This window comes from Aquimarina sp. AU474, from assembly GCF_900312815.1.
In the GTDB taxonomy this organism is placed as follows: Bacteria; Bacteroidota; Bacteroidia; order Flavobacteriales; family Flavobacteriaceae; genus Aquimarina.
Window position 1 is genome coordinate 304,406 of sequence record NZ_OMPE01000006.1, and the last position, 19,367, is coordinate 323,772.

Below are 19,367 nucleotides of genomic sequence, written 5' to 3' on the forward strand. Positions count from 1 at the left end.
TGTTATTCTGTATTAAATTTAATCCTTTTGATTTGTTTTTAGTAATAACAAATCGTTAACTATAAGGACTTTGTCCTTCCTCCATCAACTGGTACATTTATCCCATTGATATAGGATGCTGCTTCTGATGCTAAAAATGCAATAGCATTGGCGATCTCTTCTGGTTTAGCAAATCTTTTGGCAGGAACTTCATTCATCATAGTTTCAGAAATTTCTTCAACTGATTTACCTGTTTTTTTTGCTTTGTTGTTAATAATTTCATTTAATCGTTCTGTTGCCGTAGCTCCGGGTAATACGTTATTTACTGTGATTCCGTATGCGCCTAATTCATTAGCTAAGGTTTTAGACCAATTCCCCACCGCTCCACGAATAGTGTTAGAAACACCTAATCCGTTGAGAGGCTGCTTGACAGAGGTAGAAATAACATTGATGATCCTACCATAACCTTCGGTTTTCATCCCAGGAACTACTGATTGGACCAAAACATGATTGCATTTTAAGTGTTGCGTGAATGCTCTTTCAAATTCATCCAAAGTAGCACCAAAAACAGGTCCAGCGGCTGGACCACCAGTATTATTGATTAAGATATGATAGATATGGTTTGTCCTAGAAATTTTTTGTTGTAATTTTTCTGGATCTAGAAAATCCGCAACAACATATGTGTGAGATTGTCCTTGATCTGTGGGCAGTTCGCTAAGGACATCGTTAAGTTTTTCTTCGTTTCGAGCGACCAATGTTACATTTGCCCCTAAGGTCGCTAATTGAATAGCTGAAGCTTTTCCGATACCTTGAGTACTACCACAAACTAGTGCATTTTTATGTGTAAGATTTAGATTCATTATTAGTGTTTCTATAATTTATGTTATTATTTATAGTGTATACAAACATTTTTGGGTTCTGTAAAAAACCGCAATGCTTCCTGGCCTCCTTCACGGCCTACCCCAGAGTCTTTAACTCCTCCAAAAGCTGTACGTAAATCGCGCATCATCCATGTGTTTATCCAAACAATTCCAGCTTGAATATGTTTTGCCAAAAACATGCTTCGATTTAAATTATTTGTCCAGATTGTACTGGATAATCCATAACGAACATTATTTGCTAGGGCAAGCGCTTCTTCGTCATTATCAAAAGGCATTATAGTCACGACTGGACCAAAAATTTCTTCTTGTGTTAACTTGCAATTGATATCGGTTACTTCTATAACCGTTGGTTGTAAATAGTATCCATCTTCATGATCTTTTATAGTTACATACTCTCCTCCGCATAAAACTGTTCCTCCTTCTTGCTGGGCGAGATCGATATACGATTTAACTTTTTCTATATGGGATTTAGAAACTAACGCGCCAATCTCTGTTGTAGAATCTAACGGAGGGCCAATTTTTAAAGATTTCGTTCTTTGAATAAAATCGATTTTGAATTTATCGTAGATTGTTCTTTCTACAAATATTCGCGAACCACATAAGCATATTTGCCCTTGATTGGCAAAAGAGGATCTCACTGTAGTACTGAGCATTTTATCATAATCACAGTCTGCAAAAATCAAATTTGGGTTTTTACCTCCTAATTCTAGCGATAATTTCTTAAACATTGGAGCTGCGGTTTTGGCAATGTGAGCACCCGTGGCAGTTCCGCCTGTAAAGGAAATAGCTTTTATATCTGGGTGTTCGATAATGGCCTGGCCCGTTGTGTTTCCTAATCCGTGAACAATATTTAAAACCCCTTTTGGGAGTCCAGCTTTTGTGCAAATATCTCCTAATAAATATGCCGTCATAGGAGTTATTTCACTCGGCTTAGCAACTACGGTGTTACCCGCAGCAAGAGCCGGAGCAATTTTCCATGTGAATAAATAGAGAGGTAGGTTCCAAGGTGAAATACAACCCACTACACCAATAGATTGCCGTAGTGTAAAGTTAATAGCATCTAGCCCAATACTCTCATGTGCTTCACTTGCAAATTGAGTAATGGCGTGGGAGAAAAACTGAAAATTAGAAGAGGACCTGGGGATATCAACACGGGTCGCTAGAGTTAATGGTTTTCCATTATCTATAGCTTCGGCATTAGCCAGAGTATCTATATTCTCAATAATTAAGGATGATATTCTTGATAGAATTTCACTACGCTCTTGTAAAGGAGTGTTTGACCAACTTTGAAATGCTTGTTTGGCTGCTTCATAGGCCAATTGAACATCTTTTGTAGACGAGTTAGGAATCAAACTATATATTTTTCCTGTGGATGGATTGTAATTATCAAGCCATTGATCAAGCAAAGGAGCTTTGAATTCGCCATTGATATAGTTCAATATTTTTTTCATTTTTCTCAAGTTTTCAATTAACTGAAAATATGTTTTAACTGTTCAGCAGTATGCTTTAGGTCTCCTGTATAGGTTTGAATTTCATTTTCATTAAATCTTGCAGAAGGACCAGATGTACTTATTGCGGCTATGAATTTGCCATTGGTGCTAAAAACAGGAACAGCTACACAAACTAGTCCTATTTCATTTTCTTCCATATCTAAGGCAAAACCTTGATTTTTTATTTTTTCTACTTCAAGGAGTAGCTTTTTTTTATTAATTATAGTGTTCTTGGTAATAGTTTCTAAGTTAATATGCTCGACAATATTGTTATAATTATGTTCTGCAAAGGCAAGCATAATTTTTCCGAGACCCGTACAGTGTAAGGGCTTTTCGGTACCAATTTGTGAATTAATTTGAAGGTCATGTCTACCTACAACTTTATCTAAGAAATATACTTTTTGATTTTTGTAAATGGCAAGATGAGCGGTCTCTCCAGCACGTTTAACCAATTCTTCCATAAACGGTCGTGCTTTGGATATAAAATTTTTGTGTATACTTACTTTTTGACTTAACTCAAATAATTTTAATCCTAGTCGATATTTTCCGTTTTCGGGATTTTGTTGAATAACATTAAGAGCTTCCATGGTTGCCAACATGCGATATACTGCACTTTTATTGGTACCCATTTGTTTAGCAATCTCAGTAACACCTAATTCCATTTTATCGATAGAAAAACAATCAAGAATTTTGAATGCTTTTTCTACAGAAGTGTTTAGAATTTTTTTGTCTGTTACTGTACTCATTGTTATTTCATTTTTTTTTAGTTTTTGTTAGCTCTGTTTTTTGTAAGCAACTACTTTTATTTCAATTAATAAATGGGGATGAGGTAGTTGATGTACTGCAACTGTTGTCCTGGTAGGGCCATCGTAATCAAAATACTGAGCATAAACTTCATTATATCCACCAAAATCATTCATGTTAACCAAAAAAGAAGTAACATCGACAATATCCTTTAAACTAGCGTTTTCCTCTTTTAAAATATCATTGATATTTTCTAAAACAGCTCTTGTTTGTGCTTTGATATCTAGGTTGGTTGTGCCAAACTCATCTACTTTTACTCCTTCAAAAGAGTTGTCTGGTTTTCTAGAACTTGTGCCAGAAACATATATAAAATCACCAACACGTTTAACATGCGGAAACTTGCCTCTTGGTATTGCCTTGCCTTGTATTAGTTTTCCTTTATTCATATTTTTTACTTAATGCATGGATTAAATTTATTTTAAACCAGCTATTTTATCTTCTTGTAATATGTTGTTAGTTTCTTTTTGCACAAGTTTTAAAATTTGTTCTAAATCAGTGCTTGTATCTATTTCGCTATCAGCTATCATATTTAATAAAGCTTTATCCTGGGCTCTACCAATTTTCATCGCCTCGGCATATGTAATATTTTCATTAAATGTTACTAACGAATATTTTGAAAAATATTCATTAGGGAATGCTTTTTCTAAAGCCATTTCTAATTTTCGCTTTTCTTTAAAAATTGGATTCGCTACATGGTCACGCATTTCGTAATAATTATCGATTGCTAAATCCGCAATCGCATCTGTATCCTTTCTTCTTTCTTTTTGATATGCCTTAAAGATAGCGCCCCAATCTCCTTCAGATTGATCTAGGATTTCGTCAAAAACGATAACATCTTCAAAAGAAGCATTCATACCTTGACCGTAAAACGGAACAATTGCATGGGCAGCATCCCCAATTAACAGGGTTTTTCCTTTATAATACCATGGAGAGCATTTTACAGTGCCTAAGGCACCGGTTGGATTATTGAAAAATTCGTTATTAAGATCTGGAATTAATGCTAGGGCATCTGGGAATTGCGACTCAAAAAATTCTGTGACTTTTTCGATAGTTACAAGGTTATTAAAGTTGTATTCTCCTTCCTCGTAGGCCAAAAATAAAGTCACTGTAAAACTACCATCCAAATTTGGCAGTGCAATAAGCATATATTGCCCCCTTGGCCATATATGTAAATGATCTTTACTGATTCTATGATTGCCGGTTTTATTAGCAGGGATTTCTAACTCTTTATAACCGTGCGTTAGATAGTTCTGAGAATTACTGAATAAAAATTTCTTTTCGAGATAGTAACTTTTTCTAAGAGCAGAACCTGCGCCATCTGCACCAAATATAATATCGGCGTTTACCTGAAGTTTCTCTTTGGTGATATAGCATTTAAAATTGGCTACAGTATTTTCAATGTCTACGCCAATACATTTTTTGTTGAAATATAAATTTACATTTTCATGCTTTTCTGCTTCAGTAAGTAATAACCCATTTAAAGTTCCTCGAGACATTGAGTTAATGTACTCGCCATCTCTTCCCGAATAATCAGATGCGAAGGTGTTTCCTTCTATGTCATGCATCATTCTGCCATACATAGGGATACAATAGGGAAGTACTTTATCCATAATCCCAACCATTTGTATAGCTTTTAATCCTCGATCTGATAATGCCAGATTAATCGAACGTCCGGCAGAAATATCGGTAGTTCTTAAATCAGGCCTTCCTTCATATACCGATACTTTATAGCCCCTTTGGGCCATTCTTAGTGCTAACATTGATCCACATAGACCAGCACCAATAATTAGTATGTTTTCCTTTTTTGGCATTATAGCAAGGTTTTTAATATTTCTGTCATTCTGTATACATCTTCAAAACTATTATATAGCGGTGTTGGGGCACATCGTATTACATCAGGTTCTCTCCAATCTGTAATTATATGATGATCAGTAAGTTTTTGGTGTAGATTTTTATCTGCGTTTTTTACTTGAATAGATAACTGACAACCTCTTTCTTCTGGATTACTAGGTGTGATAATTCGAATTCTATCAGTATCTATTTGATGAATTAGAAATTCAAAATACCCAGTAAGTGTTTTGGATTTTTTTCTTAACGTATCCATGCCTATTTCATTAAAAATATCCAGAGAAGCTTTTATGGCAGCCATAGAAAGGATAGGAGGGTTGCTTAATTGATAACCTTCTGCTCCAGGCATGAGATCAAACTCTTGGCGCATATTAAATCTTGTGTTTTTATTATGACTCCACCATCCTGTAAAGCGTTTTAATTTTTTATTATGTGCGTGTTTTTCATGAACGAATAAGCCCCCTAGACTCCCAGGCCCAGAGTTAAGGTATTTGTAAGTGCACCACGCTGCAAAATCTACTCCTGATTTATGAAGATCAGGGGTGATATTGCCAACCCCATGGGCTAGATCTATACCCACCATGCAGTTTTTGGCATGCCCTAAGGATGCAATTTTTTTAAGATCTAAATACTGGCCGGTATAGTAATTTACCCCGCCAATTAATAATAAAGCAATTTCATCTCCTTGTTGATCAAGAATGGTTTCTAAATCTTCTAAATGAAGTAACTCTTCTCCTTTTCTGGGTTTCCATTCTATTATTCCTTCCTTATGATCAAAACCATGAAAACGTAGTTGAGATTCTACAGCATATCGATCCGAAGGAAATGCATCACTTTCTATAACTATTTTAAATTTTGTTTTGCTGGGTTGGTAAAAAGAAACCATTAGCAAATGTAAGTTAGTAGTCAAAGTATTCATAATTACTACTTCTAATGGTTTAGCTCCAACTACTTTGGCCATAGAATCAGTCAAGAATTCATGATATGGCATCCACGGGTTTTTGGCTTCAAAATGCCCTTCGACACCAAGGTTAGCCCAATCCTTTAATTCTTGTAAAATGTACTCTTGAGTTGCTTTTGGTTGTAACCCTAATGAATTACCACACATGTAAATCCAATCATTTCCTTGATCATCTTTTGGGATATGAAATTGGTTCTTGTAGTGATTTAATTCATCTTTTTGATCTTGCTCTTTTGCGTATGCTAGACTAGTTTTGAGTAGAGTTGACATTTAACGTGTTTTAATAATTGAAACAGTGTTTCATAAAGTTACAAAAAAATGCTTATTTATATTAAAATAATACTCGTTATTTTAATATAAATAAGATTATACTCTATAGTATATTAATAGTTCATTCCAGGAACCGGAAAGATGAAATTGTAGGCATTATTAAAATGGGAGAATAGAAAGATGTCAAACCATAATGTATTATTTCGTACGGTTAGATATTATTTGATACATTAAAAACGAGAATGTGTTTATTCTGTAATCACTTCAATATTTGTAAAATGAAGCGTCCAATTTCCTTCATTTTTTTTATGAGTTTTTGCTATTTTAATACCATTATAAGTTTGGTAATTTTCCCATGAAGTAATAAGAGATGGTTCTTTAGTATTCTTTTCTCTAAAAACCCATTCTTTGATGATAAAATCACCCTCAAAATAAAAATCATAAGCATCGCCAGGAGTATATCCGCCATCGGTATTGTATACGATAGTTAATTTTTGCATATTTTTTCCACTTATAGGGGCTACGGCTATGGCCTCATGTTTTGTAGTAAAACTTGCTGCATCCCAAACCAAATTAAAAGGGGCTAATAACCAATATTTGTCATTGATAAACCCTTGATCTGCTCTTTGATTAGTACTATCTATTTTACTTCTGTTATAGGTAATAGTATCATTTACTGAAGTTAAAGAAACCATATTTTTTTTTGGTTTCCATGTCCAAGAACGTTCATAATGTGTTGTGTCTCGATCCACATTAAATGTGAATTTAATTTCTTTTACATTACTCCAATTTTGTAAACCATTGGCAGAAGCAATAGCACTAGCGGTAGTTGATATTTTTGGATTTTCTGTTTTTGTTATAGGTTGTGGGTCTCTAACTTCAACTTCATCATCATATTGGTGGTTTTCTTTTTTTACTTCGTTTTTACAGCTTAAAAAAAGCAAAGAACACATTGTATAGAATACCAGGGTTTTCATGTTGGATTAGTTTTGGGCTAAAATATAAAAAGAAAAACCTTGCTAATCGAGATTAACAAGGTTTTAGGGTTTTTATGAAAGTCAATTTACTTGACAGTCAATGTATATTGTGGTGTTTTATTTAAAGGGCAGAAATATTTGTATGTTCCTTTCTTTAATGTAACTGTATTAGAACTTTCTGTCTTACCATCTGCAACTACTTTAGTTACATAAGCAGATGTAATGTGATTCTTAGGATCAGAAGCATCTTTTCCTTCAGGTACTAATACAAATCCAACATCAGTTCCAACATTATTGTTAGTAATGTTAAAAACATAACTTCCTTCAGAAAGTGTTACTTCTTTTTCAGTAAACTCTCCTTTAGTTTGTTCAAGAGATACATTTTTTACTTCTTGAGCTTGTGCAGAAAAAGTTACTGCTAAAACAAATGTGAATAATGTGATTAATTTTTTCATGATTTTAATTTAATTTATTTATTTAAATGATTTACTAATTTTTAATTTGGGTACTGAAAAGGAATAAAATATCTTTCCATTCCTTTTCAGATATATAAATAATTGGGATAATTCTTAGTGGTTACAACTTATATCGCTGCTGTTTCTAATGGTTGAGCTACCGGAAAATCTACAGGAATCTGAGTTGTACTGTGAATATAGTTTGAGATTGTTTTATCTCCTACCAATGAAATAGTATCAATTAAGTTTCCTTTCGTGTATCCTGCAGCAAAAAAGTTATCAATTACATTTTGGTCCGTTTTACCTCTTTTTTCGGTAATGTTTTTCGCTAATTTTGCCAATGCATCTAATTTTGAGTCAAAAGAAGCTGCTCCGGCTCGTAATTCTAAAATTTGCTCATCGGTAAAACCATTCATTTTTCCAATTGCAGTGTGCGCGGATAAACAATAGATACATTCATTTACTTGACTTACAGCTAAGTTAACTACTTCTTTTTCTTTTGCAGATAGAGATGTCTTTGCATTAGAAAAAGTAAGATAATTTTCTAGGGCAGTATCACTATGTGCGTATGTTGCATATAGATTAGGAACAAATCCTAAAGCTTTATTTAGATTATCAAATATGGCTTGGTTATTAGCGCTTACTTCATCTCTTGTTGGTACATTAAATGTGCTCATAATTTTAAGGTTTTTGTTAGTCTGATATTCTATCAGATTCGGTTAATATTTATTTTTCTAATTCGTTATTCTTAATTTCTTTACAAAGATCGGGAGAGAGCGATTGTGAAAAAATGATCGTTTTTCCCGATAACATGTCAATATTTCCTGTGTTGTTCTTTTAGTGTTGTTCTTTTATAAAAGGCTTTTCTGCATCACAATAAAAATCATGAATAGCACTTCTTTCACAATGTGTTTTCGTACTTAATGAAGTTATAATTCTTTTTTTTCCTTGACGGAAAATTTCTATTAAATTGAAAATTGATTTATTTTGAATTGTCATTTTGATATTGTTTTAAATTAACAATACAAAGATGCGATATAGATGATGCTGAAGAAATGGTTGTTCTTCCCGGAGACTTGTCAATATTTCCCGAGCATAAAAAAACCTCTGCATTACAGAGGTTTTGATTTTAGTCTTGTAATCTTTTTTAGAAAAAAATTACTTGTTTTCTGTTTATCCAAAGTATAATAGCACTTAATATAAAGGTAATAACGGCAGTAAAAAATAAGATACCACCATCACTGTTAATTTCAATTCCCAGTTTGGTGAGATGTAGCATAATTGCTCCACCAATAATTCCTAGAGTCAACGTTGCTCCAATCCAAACTGTTCTGGGTATTAATAGTAATATTCCTGCAATCAGTTCTGTAACACCAGTGGCAATACGACCATATGGCTCCATTCCAACTTTTGTGAAAATGTATACGCTATCGGGATGGGCAGTAAATTTAAATCTAAGAGTTTGGATCAAGATAATTGCTACGATAATTCGTAGCAATAGGGGTAGGATCTTTTTCATTTTTGAGTTTGTGTTTACTTTTTTGGCTCTATCGAAAATTATAAAACGCTCGGTAAAGCATCTATTTTCCCATTAAAAGTATTCTTTCTTGAGATAATATACAATTCTTCTAGATTATTATCTTTTCTAAATTGATTGATTAACTCTGGAAGTCGCTCATTTAAGAATTCTGCAAAAGCCTCAGGGTCAGTACTTCTATTTGCTCCTTTACGTATGGTTTTCAAGTAAGATATACTCAGGATTTCTAGATTGCTTCTTTCAGAAAGAAACAATAAATACTCGTTATTTTGTTTAGCTTCTTTAATTTTAACTTTAAAATTGATACTATTGTCTGCAATTAAGTCATTGTTATAACCGCTAAAATTATTTGTGTATACTACTTCTTCTACTTGATCATTTAAGTATACAGTTTCTAATTCGTCTTCATAAGTAACCTGTGCATTACCTGTCGAGAACACTAATAATAAAAGACTTAATATTGTGAGTTGGATATGTTGTGAATATGTTTTCATCTTTTCTATATTTTTACCCGAAAAAATTTCGGTGGTTGTTTAACTAAATTATAGTACAAAGGTGGGGCAAAAATCAAAATTAAAACATAGCTCTTCTTCCTTTAAGCTTGTCAATATTTCCCTACGACTTCAAGTTTTAATTGTTTTTTGAATTCAGAGGGAGAAAAAGATGTATGTTTTTTAAACATTCTGCTTAGATGAGAGGCATCATCAAAACCTAATTCGTATGCAATCTCCTTAGCAGTTTTTTCTGTATAGATAAGTAGGCGTTTGGCTTCTAGAATAATTCGATCATGAATAATCTTTAAGGGACTCTTTTCAAATTTGGCAAAATTATTAGATAATGTCTTAGGTGACTTGAAAAGTTTGTCGGCATAAAACCCCACAGAATGCTCTTCTCTAAAATTAAACTCAACTAAAGCATTAAATTGTCTAATTAAATCAGCTTGATCTTTAATGCTGTTAAAATCATCTTGCTGCTTAATAAGTCTGGTCGTCGTAATAATAAATCTAGCCATCAACATACGTAACATTTCTGCCTGTATAGTATCAACTGTGTCCAGTTCTTCAAGGAAAATCTGGTGAAACAATTCTAATTTACTGCGTTGTTCGTTATCAAGATGTACAATTGGAATAACACTGTTTCCGTAAAAGAGTACACCCATACAACTAACTTCTTTGTCATGATCTTTAATACAATAAAACTCACGGTTAAATTGATAAACAATAAGATCTGATCCGCTTATAAATTTGAAATACTGATTAGGGGTTAGTACCACAATATTATTTATAGGTACCGTAACAGAAATTCCATCCACCTCTAAAACCGTTTCTTTGTCTTTAACCCAAATAAAAGTATATAAACCTATCACTTCAGATTTTTGATAGGATTGTAATAACTCTTCATTGGCTACTTTTAATACGGCTTCGGTCGAAAATTCCTTAAACTCCTTGATCATACTATAAAGGTCGTGTTTTTAATGATTTCATTACAAATGGGGAGTAATAATTTATTGTTAATGTTAAAGCTTAAATCTATTGATATGGCCGCTATAGATGTTGATTAAAAAAATCAATTGCTAGATCTACTGTTTTTTGATGTATCTCTTTTCGGTTTACTTCGGGATGATCTGTAGTGATGATGGGAGCAATTTTTTTTCCAAATTCCGTTGATTCATTTAAAAAAACATAATGATTTACATGCTCATTAAATAGATGTAGTGAGCTAGTTTTAATTAAATTATGATAATGCAGTGCATTACTTTTTATTGGCGTATTGGTATCGCCTTTACCTGCAACAATGAAAATAGGTGCGGTTATTTTGTCGGTTTGTTTTTCAGAATGAAACCCAAAACCAATCGCCGGAGCCATTACAAAAAAAGCTTTTATGCGATCATCTTTTACTTGATCTTTATACATGTTATAAGAGGAAACAATCAGACTGTCCGTATCAAAATCAATGATTTCATCGGTTTTAGGGAATTCTGGAGGCATAGCTCTATCATCGTTATTGCCTTCATGATGATTCCTATCTACATATCCTCCTGCCAAAGCAATATTGGTATAGCCTCCTAAAGAAAAACCTACACCACCAATTTTGGAAACATCAATCTTTGATCCTACCAGTGGGTCTTTGAGTACATTAGTTAGTGCATATTGCATATCTATTGCCCGTTCCCACCATTTGACGAATTCTCGCGGTAGTTTGTTAAAAGTAGAATTTCCGTAATGATCTATTGAGACCACAATATATCCCTCTTTTACCATTTTTTCGATAAACCAGGTTAACGAAAAACGATTTCCGCCAGTTCCATGAGAAACTAGTAATAAGGGGAATTTATCTTCGGGGATACTAGCATTTTTTTTAGTATCAATACTTTTAAATAACTCTTTTCGCCGAGAAGGAATTTGGTTTTGACTAATTGTATCATTAGTAGGATACCAAATTTCGGTTACCACAGGTCGATTTCTAGATTGATCTGTATAGGTAATAGATTTTTGACCTATACGGTATTGATTTTCTTTTTTAGAGGTAGAGGTAGAGTTGCAAGAAAAAAATAACCCCATTAATATACCTGCAATTAGTACTTTTTGCATTGGTGTATGATTAGTGTTGTATATAATAGATGTCTTAAAATATCATTTGTTACACTTTGTTTGCATTAATACAAATGACTTACCTAATTTGAAAATATCACGGATGACTCCAATTTTTTTTATCAATACTGAAAACGTTAAATACGTCATCTGTCATTCTTTCGAAAGTCATTCCGTTTTTACGAGCTACTTTTTCAGAACCTATGTTGTTGATATGTACTACAGAGATTAGCGAATCTGAAAAATTATGTTCAAAAGCATAATTTTTACACTTAGATGCTGCTTCATATGCATATCCTTGACTCCAGAATTCGGGAAGTATAGAGTACCCAACTTCTAAACGTTCTACATCGTCAATGGTTTGTACTAATAATCCACATTGGCCAATAAATTTATTGGTTGCTTTATCAATAAGCACATTCATTCCTCCTAGTTCGTTTTCGTATCTATAAAAAGCTTTGTCAAACCATGCTTGACATAGTTGAGTAGGTGAGAGTGCGGTATCAAGTTTTAAAAAATTAGCTACATTCTTTTCTTTAAATAACTTTGTCCATTCTTCAAAGTCTTTTTGTTCTAGTAGTCTGAATTTTAATCTTTCGGTTTCTTGTCCTGTGAGTAAATATTTCATTTGCATTTGTCTACCTATTTATGAATAAGAGATTAACACAAAGCTATAAGATTTTGGATAAATAAAAATATTAAGTGTTATAGTAAGGTTAGATCAATTCTTATTGATTATTAACGCTTAGAAAATTTAGTAGGCTTCCCTCTGTGTAGATATCTAAATTTTCCCCTTGTTAATTTGTACAATGGAATCCCATATCCTAACGTTATAAAGTTTCGTTGCTGATTTATAGTAGTAGTTCCTAGTTCATAACCGTAGCCTAGTTGAAAATCTAATAAACTTAAAGAAATGGTTGGGGCAAAGACATTTTTATTGTCATCTCCGGTAGAAGCAGAAAATAAAAAACCAAGGTGTAGTCCTATCGAATTTTCAAATTCATTACTTATTAGATCGCCATTTTCATCTCTCGTCTCGGTCATACGACCCGAGCTTATTCCAAATCCGGCACCAACAGAACTAAATAATAGAATATCACCTCTTTTTTCAGAATCATCTTTTGCGAAATTAAATCGCGCTATAGGTACGTTGAAATTTGTGTTCCATATAATAGCTTTAAATGTTACCGTCTTATCTGCAAATATTTGATTTGCTTCTTCGGTAGTATTAAGATATTCATTTTTTAGAATGATATTATTCTTATAATTATCAAGCCGTCTTTTCTCTTTAGTTGTTAAATAATTTATATCGGGACTTGGCGTGAAAATTTCGTTACTATCTAGTTGTTGTTGCTTAAGTGTGTTTAATTTTAGAGATGTGTTAAGGATTTCAAACCGAAGTTTTTCGATTTCATCTTCTTTATTTTTAATCTCTTTTACTCGGTTGTCATCTAAACTGTTTAATGTTTTGATATATTCTTCAAGTATTTGTATTCTCTCTTGTTTTTCCTGTATAAGTGCTATTGTTTGTTCAATTTGCACACTTAATATTTCGAATTCTTCTTCTTCCTGGGCTCGCATATTTATAGTGAAGCATATAACGAAAGCGATAAATATTATTTTGAATGTTTTCATAATAATTTTGTATTAGATATTTAGTTTTATAAGTTTTTAGACTTAAAGTCTGTATATAGTTGTAGTGTTCTTGTGAATTGATTTATTGTTGATTGAGATACATAACCATTATCAATTAATCGAACTATATAATAAATGTGTTAGAGAAATCTTTGATAGTATAATTTAAGATTACAGAAATTAAAGTCGTATGATATAGACTGTATTTTTCTTCCAACTTTAAAGATTTATATGCGTTCTCGTACTTTTTTAATTTATTTCCATCGGATAAAAACCAACCTTGATCGGATTGAATAAATGTATTTTCGTTTTCAAACTTTATCAAAACATCAAGATGAGCTTTGTTGTCAATAAAAATTCGAGATAAATGAATTTCCCTAAGGATATCCCAATTAAGATCAGAATAAAACTTTTTTTCGCAAATTGTTAAAATTTCCAAGATTATATTCCTTATTTTAGGGTGGCTATCCCAATATGTATTCTTTCCGAAATCAGTACTGTAAAAGATAATATGAGTTAAATAATAGGAATTATGAATATCAATTCCTTTTGATCTAATTTGATACAGAAGAGAGATCAATTTGTTATGCCAATTACCTTTTTTCTGAAAAAATTTAGATTTGATGTAGTCTATTTCTAACCCTTCTTCACTAGGTTCTGTTATATAGTTATGATAGTTATAACATTTTAAACAATTTTTTAAAAAAACGGTATGGTAATTAGTTAAAACTTTTCTGTTATCTATTTCTTTCAGAAGAGGCAGATAGTCTTTAGGTAATCTTTCTTTTTCTTGTAATAAAAAACAAAAAATAGAAAACTCACCTAAAGACTTAGTTATTAATACACTGTTTTCTGATGTGTTAACTAAAATATCTTTGGATATAAAATCGTATATCCATCTTTCAGTAGTCATTTATTCGCTTAATATATTTCCTCCTAAATTACTTGGGAGTTCTTTTATATCTAGCTCTTCAAGACTTTTATCAAGTTTCCAGACTTTGATGACCCAACTTTTATCAAGCTCACCTAAGTTGGGTTTTGCGATGGAACCTGCTGGTGAATTTTCCTGTTCAGCTAATAAACTTGCTAGATCATCTAGATTTTCTATTCCATGACTTGCTAGAACATTTTTGATTTGATCACTTGTAACTTCTGGCATAATTTTAAATTTATGATTAAACAATTTATTATTGATTATTACTAATTGTAATTTCTTTACCAAAAGTATTATGTATACATAACCATTTCAATACCCAATACTGGGTAATTTTAATGCTGGAGAGAGTAGTGTTATTTGTTAATTGGATATTTTGTTTGAAGGGGATTTATAAGTTTGTATCAACTCTATCATCTTCTCAAAAGATTTTTGGTCATTGATCCACTTTTTGTATTTCTTAAAATTGAGAGTAGTAATGTCCTTGTTAGGGTATAATCCTTTAAAAATAGTGAGAGCAGCCAATAAACTACCAGCTGTTGAAGGATGAAACTGATCATAACTATATAAAGACTCTAGATTGTCTTTTGCTTCATACATTTTCCATATAGCCCCTACAGGATATAATTGAGCAGCCGAGATTTTTGCTGCATATTGATGATTGGTAATAACACCATCAAAAGTATGATAATATCTTTTTGCAGGCCAGACCATAAAGTATCCTAAAGTGATGTTTTTTCTTTTACAAACGGCTTTAATTTTTGTGCCATAATGTACAAGCATCTTTTTTCCTGGTTCTTGCGACGACGGGCCTTGTTGTATAATAACATTATCAAAGCGTTGTTGATGTATGAGGTTTTGAAACTTTTGATCTTTCCAATGATCCTCAAGACCGTAATTAGGATAACATAGCGCCTTAGTTTTGATTGTTAGTTTAAAATTTTTGGCAATATGCTCTAAGATTTTGGGCATATCATTAGAATAAGTAAGGCTATTACCTAGAAATAATACTTTTTTTGATGATGTTTGGGAGTTTCCCAAAAAGGCAATGAATAACGCTATGAGTATATATAACTTATTCATTTACGTATTTTTTGTTGTTATGTTTTTTCTGTAATACGTAATGAGGGATAATACAAGTAGCACAAAAGCAAACCCAAACCCCACAATGCCAATGTTTAATCCAAATAGTGTTTTTTCGCTTCCATCTAAATATTTCATAGATCCATCATATGTATTTTTAATCATAAATGAAATCAAAAAGCTACCAGTAATAATCATACTCAATATAAAAGGGAGTAGCACTTGTCTTTTTTTATAGATCAACCAAAGTGACAAAATACCAATACTTGTATTGGTAATTAATTGCCATACTTCATGTATACGAACATGGGGAGTCCAATCTGGATTAAAAACATGCGTATTGTTAATTTCTAAATATGGAACTACCAAAGCATAAAGAAATATGCTAATCGTTAAGGTTATTTTTTCAAAAATGAGATCATTTTTCATTTCATTTGATTTTTAGGACTAATATTCTAAAAATGACTTATGTTCATAACACCAAGCCCAATGTTCATTAGGTTCTGCAGAAATGATTACGCTATGATTTTGATGCAATTTAAAATGATTACTGGCATGTTTGTTTGGAGATGAATCACAGCATAAAGTCACACCACATTCTTGACAAGTACGCAAGTGTACCCATGTATCTCCAGCTTTTATACATTCTTCACATTCATATGAAGTTTTTTCTTTTATACTTGCTACATCAAAACTTTTTAGATGGTCACATATTTTGACTTGTAATTTCATAACCTTAGTTTGCAGTAATATAACAAATTAAATCTCTGCAAGGTACTCATGAACAAATTTAATAGCCATGGCTCCTTCTCCTACGGCAGAGGCTACTCTGTTCATGGCTCCTGCTCGAACATCTCCAGAAGCAAAAATACCAGGGCTGCATGTTTCTAATAGAAAAGGTTCTCGATTTTTTTTCCAAACTTGTTTAAAATTGGCATATTGAGTGAGATCTCTACCGGTTTCAATAAAACCTCTTTCGTTTTTGATAATATCCAATTGAACCCAATCAGTATATGGTCTTGCTCCAATAAAAATAAACAAAGCATCGGCTGGTACTTTTTTGATTTCAGAGGTTTGATTATTAGTGAGCTCTAAGGCTGAAAGGTGTTCGTTTTGCCCCTCAGCTTTGGTGATGTTGGTATGGTCAATAAGAGTAATGTTATTTATCGCGTCTATTTGATCTATCAAGTAGCTAGACATACTACTGGATAGGTCCTTCTTTCTAATAATAATATATACATTTTTCGCATATTTGGATAGGTATACGGCAGATTGCCCTGCTGAATTACCGCCGCCAACAATATATACTTCTTTATTGCTACATGCTTGCGCTTCTGTCATTGAAGAGCCATAATATATCCCGGCACCGGTATAGGTATCGATACCTTCTGCTTCAAGTTTTCTATAGTTTACCCCTGTAGTAATAACAACACTTTTAGTACGTATACATTTTCCATCTCCTAGGGTAAGACTTTTATAACCATCTTTTTCTGAAATAGAAGTAACCTCTTGAGGAGATAGAAATTCGATGCCAAACCTTTTGGCTTGAGTGATAGCTCGATGCGTTAACTCTTGTCCACTTAATCCATTAGGAAATCCTAAATAATTTTCTATTCTAGAACTTGTTCCTGCCTGTCCACCAGGAGCATGTTTTTCGATAAGTAATGTTTTTAAACCTTCTGATCCTCCATAAACCGCTGCTGCGAGCCCAGATGGTCCTGCGCCTATTATAACTACATCGTATAGGCTATCTTTAGGTTGCGCATTTAGCCCTAGCGCTGTAGCAAGTTCAACAATTTCTGGGTTTTTAAAACATTTTCCGTCCTGAAGCGAAATCACGGGCATGTCCTTTGGAGATAGATTATATAGATCGATAATTTCTTTTGCCTTTTCACTAGTTTCGGCATCCAACCATTGAAATGGGAATAGGTTACCAGATAAAAAATCTTTGATATCATGTGATTTTGGAGAAAACTGATATCCAATAACTTTAATGCCATCAAACTCGGGTTGAAAACTAACTTGCCAGACATCAAGAAGATCATTTAAGGTAGGGTACAGTTTTTCTTCAGGGGGATTCCAGGGCTTGGTTAAGTAATAATCTAACTGTACGTCATTTATAGCTTTAATGGCAGCGTCGGTGTCAGAATAAGCAGTTAATAATACTTTTTTAGCTTCAGGATAATGTTGCTTGGCCTTGGTTAAAAATTCTACACCAAGCATTTCTGGCATTCGTTGATCGATTAAAAATAAAGCCACGGTTTCATTTTTCTTTTTTAAATCTATTAATGCTTCAAGTGCATCATTCGCAGAGTCAGTACTCATAATTCGATACGTCGATCGATATTCTGCTTTTAAATCTCTTGTGATAGCTCTTAATACTTGTGGATCGTCATCCAACGCAAAAATGATTGGTTTTTTCATATTCAAATTAATTAATAGGTAGACAAACTGTAAATGTAGTTTCCCCTTTTTTTGAAACAATTTTTATGTCTCCCTGATGCTGATTAATAATACGTTGTACTACTTCAAGCCCCATTCCTGTTCCTTTTCCGATACTTTTGGTAGTAAAGAAAGGATCAAAAACAGTGTGCAGGTGTTCTTTAGGAATTCCGTGACCATTATCAGTAATATCTATTTTAATAAATTCATTATCTTTTTGAGTTTTGATTTTTAATATTCCCGAATGATCCATTGCATCAATAGCATTGTCAATTAAGTTTGTCCATACCTGATTAATTTCACTTACGAATATTTTAGGCGCAGGAAGATTCTCTTCAAAATCTTTTTCAAGAGCAATATTTTTCTTTTTCAGCTTATGATTAAGCATGGTTAACGTGCTTTTTATGCCTAAATGAATATCTGTGGCTACTTTTTCGATGGCTTTATCCATATGAGTATAGCTTTTAACAGATTGTACCAAATTTGATATTCGATCAGACGCTTCTTCAATCTCATCAACCATTTTTTCGGTTGTTAATACATTTTCGATCCATTCAATAGCATGAGGGAAATTTTGCTCTCCAGTAATATCATAAATCTCTTTCATTCCTTTTACGTCCATACAAAAATCTAAAAGTGTTTCCGTAAGTTCGTATGCGTTCTCAAGGCCATGGTCCTCTAACCATTCTTCAAGTTCTTCTTCTTTCGCATTACGCTCAATGAGTTTCATATTATTTTCTGGGCGATTATTAATCTTGTCGAAAAGAATGTTGTTTATACCATCTACTTCATGTTCTGATATTCTAATTGAAGTAATTTTTTTAAACTTTTCAGGAACATTACCAAGGTGCTGCTTTAATGCTTTAGCACTTCTTAAAATGGCAGAGGCAGGATTATTAAGTTCATGTGCTAGTCCTGCAGAGAGCTTTCCTAGCGCCATCATTTTTTCTGATTGCACATTGTTTTTTGTGGATTCGCGTACCCTAGAAGTCATGTTATGTACCAGGCTCTCAGTAAGTTCATAATAATTAGAAATCATTTCCTTAAAAAATGATTTGTCTAAGAAAAGAGCTGTTGTGTCTTCAACAACTTCACCATAGCCCATTATAGAGCTCATCCTTGAAAATGGAAGTAACCCTGAAATGCCATTCTTTTTAATTTGCCCTATGATCTTGTAACTTCCATTTTGTTCAAACTTAATTTCAATTTTTCCTTCAAGAACTATGGATAGTTTGTCAATACTATCTCCTTTACTAAAAAAGAACTCACCTTGATTAAATGTTTGAATATTAGAATTGTCAATTAGCCATTGTAGTTGCTCTTTTGGAACATTAATAAAATCGGGTATTTCCTTAAGATCGTGAGGAGTGATTTTCATCTTCTAAAATTAGGTAATAAAAAATCGCTTTGCAATATTCCTAAATTACACAATTCATAAGGTTTTTATAAAGTTTTAAAACATATATCGCGTAAAATTGGT

22 protein-coding genes are annotated in these 19,367 nt (G+C 32.8%); all 22 read right to left on the reverse strand.

Going from position 1 to position 19,367, the window contains the following annotated elements; genetic code table 11:
* Nucleotides 1-59: 59 nt before the first annotated feature.
* Nucleotides 60-839, reverse strand: a complete 780-nt coding sequence (locus DK508_RS06075; RefSeq protein WP_109299850.1) for an SDR family oxidoreductase — start codon at nt 837-839, stop codon at nt 60-62.
* A gap of 26 nt (nt 840-865) precedes the next feature.
* Nucleotides 866-2,311 carry an aldehyde dehydrogenase gene (locus tag DK508_RS06080; protein WP_109299851.1) on the reverse strand — a complete coding sequence of 482 codons (1,446 nt, stop codon included), beginning with the start codon at nt 2,309-2,311 and terminating at the stop codon, nt 866-868.
* A gap of 17 nt (nt 2,312-2,328) precedes the next feature.
* Nucleotides 2,329-3,096: an IclR family transcriptional regulator gene (locus DK508_RS06085; RefSeq protein ID WP_109299852.1), complete on the reverse strand. Its 768-nt coding sequence runs from the start codon at nt 3,094-3,096 to the stop codon at nt 2,329-2,331.
* A gap of 27 nt (nt 3,097-3,123) precedes the next feature.
* Complete coding sequence (locus DK508_RS06090) at nt 3,124-3,540, reverse strand: RidA family protein (RefSeq protein ID WP_109299853.1); 417 nt, start codon at nt 3,538-3,540, stop codon at nt 3,124-3,126.
* A 27-nt stretch (nt 3,541-3,567) separates the two neighbouring features.
* Nucleotides 3,568-4,965 (reverse strand): NAD(P)/FAD-dependent oxidoreductase, encoded by a 1,398-nt coding sequence (locus DK508_RS06095; protein ID WP_109299854.1) that lies wholly within the window; start codon nt 4,963-4,965, stop codon nt 3,568-3,570.
* Nucleotides 4,965-6,233 (reverse strand): kynureninase, encoded by a 1,269-nt coding sequence (gene kynU / locus DK508_RS06100; protein ID WP_109299855.1) that lies wholly within the window; start codon nt 6,231-6,233, stop codon nt 4,965-4,967. Before kynU ends, DK508_RS06095 begins: the two co-directional genes overlap by 1 nt.
* Before the next feature lie 248 nt (nt 6,234-6,481).
* Nucleotides 6,482-7,210: a hypothetical protein gene (locus tag DK508_RS06105; RefSeq protein WP_109299856.1), complete on the reverse strand. Its 729-nt coding sequence runs from the start codon at nt 7,208-7,210 to the stop codon at nt 6,482-6,484.
* Between the two features lie 86 nt (nt 7,211-7,296).
* Nucleotides 7,297-7,665 (reverse strand): cupredoxin domain-containing protein, encoded by a 369-nt coding sequence (locus DK508_RS06110; RefSeq protein ID WP_109299857.1) that lies wholly within the window; start codon nt 7,663-7,665, stop codon nt 7,297-7,299.
* A 128-nt stretch (nt 7,666-7,793) separates the two neighbouring features.
* Complete coding sequence (locus tag DK508_RS06115; protein WP_109299858.1) at nt 7,794-8,342, reverse strand: carboxymuconolactone decarboxylase family protein; 549 nt, start codon at nt 8,340-8,342, stop codon at nt 7,794-7,796.
* A 470-nt stretch (nt 8,343-8,812) separates the two neighbouring features.
* The gene (locus tag DK508_RS06120) at nt 8,813-9,184 is read right to left on the reverse strand and encodes a DoxX family membrane protein (protein WP_109299859.1); all 372 of its coding nucleotides are present in this window, start codon (nt 9,182-9,184) and stop codon (nt 8,813-8,815) included.
* Nucleotides 9,185-9,222: 38 nt separating this feature from the next.
* Nucleotides 9,223-9,696, reverse strand: coding sequence for a hypothetical protein (locus tag DK508_RS06130; RefSeq protein ID WP_109299860.1), 474 nt, complete (start codon nt 9,694-9,696; stop codon nt 9,223-9,225).
* A 110-nt stretch (nt 9,697-9,806) separates the two neighbouring features.
* Complete coding sequence (locus tag DK508_RS06135; RefSeq protein ID WP_109299861.1) at nt 9,807-10,655, reverse strand: AraC family transcriptional regulator; 849 nt, start codon at nt 10,653-10,655, stop codon at nt 9,807-9,809.
* Nucleotides 10,656-10,746: 91 nt separating this feature from the next.
* Nucleotides 10,747-11,793, reverse strand: a complete 1,047-nt coding sequence (locus DK508_RS06140; protein ID WP_109299862.1) for a dienelactone hydrolase — start codon at nt 11,791-11,793, stop codon at nt 10,747-10,749.
* A 97-nt stretch (nt 11,794-11,890) separates the two neighbouring features.
* Nucleotides 11,891-12,421, reverse strand: a complete 531-nt coding sequence (locus tag DK508_RS06145) for a GNAT family N-acetyltransferase (RefSeq protein WP_235016298.1) — start codon at nt 12,419-12,421, stop codon at nt 11,891-11,893.
* Nucleotides 12,422-12,531: 110 nt separating this feature from the next.
* Nucleotides 12,532-13,428 carry a hypothetical protein gene (locus tag DK508_RS06150; RefSeq protein ID WP_160114578.1) on the reverse strand — a complete coding sequence of 299 codons (897 nt, stop codon included), beginning with the start codon at nt 13,426-13,428 and terminating at the stop codon, nt 12,532-12,534.
* A 124-nt stretch (nt 13,429-13,552) separates the two neighbouring features.
* A complete protein-coding gene (locus DK508_RS06155; RefSeq protein WP_109299865.1) occupies nt 13,553-14,341 on the reverse strand; it encodes a hypothetical protein in 789 nt (262 codons plus the stop codon).
* Nucleotides 14,342-14,587, reverse strand: a complete 246-nt coding sequence (locus tag DK508_RS06160; RefSeq protein WP_109299866.1) for a hypothetical protein — start codon at nt 14,585-14,587, stop codon at nt 14,342-14,344.
* Nucleotides 14,588-14,725: 138 nt separating this feature from the next.
* A complete protein-coding gene (locus DK508_RS06165) occupies nt 14,726-15,445 on the reverse strand; it encodes a hypothetical protein (protein WP_109299867.1) in 720 nt (239 codons plus the stop codon).
* The gene (locus tag DK508_RS06170; protein ID WP_200831846.1) at nt 15,446-15,874 is read right to left on the reverse strand and encodes a hypothetical protein; all 429 of its coding nucleotides are present in this window, start codon (nt 15,872-15,874) and stop codon (nt 15,446-15,448) included.
* Between the two features lie 18 nt (nt 15,875-15,892).
* Complete coding sequence (locus DK508_RS06175) at nt 15,893-16,177, reverse strand: hypothetical protein (protein WP_109299868.1); 285 nt, start codon at nt 16,175-16,177, stop codon at nt 15,893-15,895.
* Nucleotides 16,178-16,204: 27 nt separating this feature from the next.
* Nucleotides 16,205-17,869: an FAD-dependent oxidoreductase gene (locus DK508_RS06180; protein ID WP_109299869.1), complete on the reverse strand. Its 1,665-nt coding sequence runs from the start codon at nt 17,867-17,869 to the stop codon at nt 16,205-16,207.
* Nucleotides 17,870-17,876: 7 nt separating this feature from the next.
* Complete coding sequence (locus DK508_RS06185; RefSeq protein WP_109299870.1) at nt 17,877-19,265, reverse strand: ATP-binding protein; 1,389 nt, start codon at nt 19,263-19,265, stop codon at nt 17,877-17,879.
* Between the last annotated feature and the right edge of the window lie 102 nt (nt 19,266-19,367).